The organism is Planktothrix sp. FACHB-1355, from assembly GCF_014748295.1.
GTDB lineage: Bacteria > Cyanobacteriota > Cyanobacteriia > Cyanobacteriales > Aerosakkonemataceae > Aerosakkonema > Aerosakkonema funiforme_A.
The window spans coordinates 1-1,799 of record NZ_JACJUP010001307.1 but is presented as its reverse complement, the minus strand read 5'-3'; the positions used below and the strand labels follow the sequence as shown (position 1 = coordinate 1,799).

The 1,799-nt window shown below is 46.7% G+C and carries 2 protein-coding genes and 1 tRNA gene; 2 read left to right on the top strand and 1 reads right to left on the bottom strand.

What is annotated here, in order from left to right; genetic code table 11:
• A partial coding sequence (locus H6S82_RS31845) for an aconitase family protein (RefSeq protein WP_242057198.1) occupies positions 1-713 on the bottom strand: 713 nt, incomplete at its 3' end.
• A gap of 253 nt (positions 714-966) precedes the next feature.
• On the opposite strand from H6S82_RS31845, the gene H6S82_RS31840 reads away from it, so the two are divergent.
• Together H6S82_RS31840 and H6S82_RS31835 are read left to right on the top strand one after the other, a co-directional pair.
• Positions 967-1,416 carry an HNH endonuclease signature motif containing protein gene (locus H6S82_RS31840; RefSeq protein WP_190462682.1) on the top strand — a complete coding sequence of 150 codons (450 nt, stop codon included), beginning with the start codon at positions 967-969 and terminating at the stop codon, positions 1,414-1,416.
• Between the two features lie 95 nt (positions 1,417-1,511).
• A tRNA-Thr gene (locus H6S82_RS31835) sits at positions 1,512-1,584 on the top strand.
• Positions 1,585-1,799 lie beyond the last annotated feature (215 nt).

The following is a 1,799-nucleotide window of genomic DNA, read 5'->3' as shown; positions in this document are numbered from 1 at the left end:
CCATTTTTGCCGCCTGCTTCGATCGCCATATTGCACAGCGTCATCCTGTCTTCCATCGACATCGCTGCGACGGTATTGCCACTAAATTCCAATGTGCGATAGTTAGCACCAGAGACGGTAATATCGCCAATTATTTGCAAAATTAGGTCTTTGGCGAGCAAATAATCCGGCATTTCGCCATCGAAGACAAATTGCATGGTAGCTGGTACTTTAATCAGCAGTTTACCTGTTCCCATGATGAAGGCGGCGTCGGTGTTGCCGATCCCTGTGGCAAACTGACCGAAAGCACCCGCGTTGCAGGTGTGGGAGTCTGTGCCGAATAGCACTTCGCCCGGTCGGGTGTGACCTTCTTGCGCGAGGGCGATGTGGCAGACGCCTTTGTAATCTGGGTTGGCTTTGAAGTTGGAGCGATCGGTAATATCGTAGAAATATTTGATACCCTGTTCTTTGGCAAATTCACGCAGGATATCCACGTTGCGGTTGGCGCGTTCGTCGGCGGTGAAGATGTAGTGGTCGGGAATGAGGACAATTTTTTCCTTGTCCCAGACTTTGGCGTCCGCACCGAATTCGCGTTTGAAGACGCCGATCGTTCCGGGGCCACATACATCGTGCGTCATCAGCACGTCTACGTCAACCCAGATATTTTCTCCCGGTTCGACGACAGACCGCTGGGCGGCGCGTGCCAAAATTTTCTCAGTGAGGGTCATCCCCATAGTGTGTTCTCCTGCTTTGATGCTGCTGCGATTGCTATTTTTCGATCGGCTGGCTATAAACTATGCTACCTAGCGTTTCTACTTTACGGCTGCATTTCAACGATATTTAAGAATTATCGCAGTCTTTAATAATATCAGATAAGAGGTGTTGAGTGCGATCGACAGTAGCTGCGGGTGTGGTAAAGTTCGCTTTCTTGCCAAGTAAATAGTAACTTGATTGAATAATCTTATATTTTTTATTAGGGTGCTATTTATGCCGATGCCGAAGAAACCCAGACGGCGATGCTTAAACTGTGAAAGAGAAACGAAAAGAGCGGTGGATAAGTATTGTAATAGTTACTGTAAAAACGAACATCAATATACAGTATATATAGTTTCCTGGCTGAATGGAAAAGTCAGCGGCGGTAAGAAATCGGGTACTGTATCGAATCATGTGAGAAGGTACTTGATTAGGAACTTTGGCGAAAAGTGTTCTTTATGCGGTTGGTGTGAAGTAAATCCATATACAGGTAAAATTCCTCTGGAAGTAGACCACATTGATGGAAATTGGCAAAACAACTCACCGGATAACCTGCGACTTTTGTGTCCCAATTGTCATTCGCTGACACCCACATATAAAGCACGAAATAAGGGGAAAGGCAGAAGTTGGCGTCGGGAGTTGTATGCGATGTCCAAGCAGCAGTCAGTAACGCTGAAGGAGTAAATGCGATCGCCTCAACCGTGCATTTCAGGCAAATCAAGAAAATTTTTAGGGATAGTAGCCACAGTAGCCCAAAGTTTGCTATATTAATTTAGGTCGCTGGTGTAGCTCAGCTGGTAGAGCAACGCACTTGTAATGCGTGGGCCGTGGGTTCAAATCCCTTCACCAGCTTAGGTTTCAGGCAATTTGGTAAGGCGCGACCCCAAGAGTTTTTTTTCTTGGGGTCGATGCTTAAACTCTGCTAAACGAGGCTGGCAGTTGTAAATCCTCGCTTTTATATGTCAGAACTACCTAAATCCCAGAATTTTGACGAAAAATGGCCTCGGTACTACCAAGCTGTGGCGGGTAGAGTTCCGCGCAACACTCTGCTAGCAGCTTTGGAACGG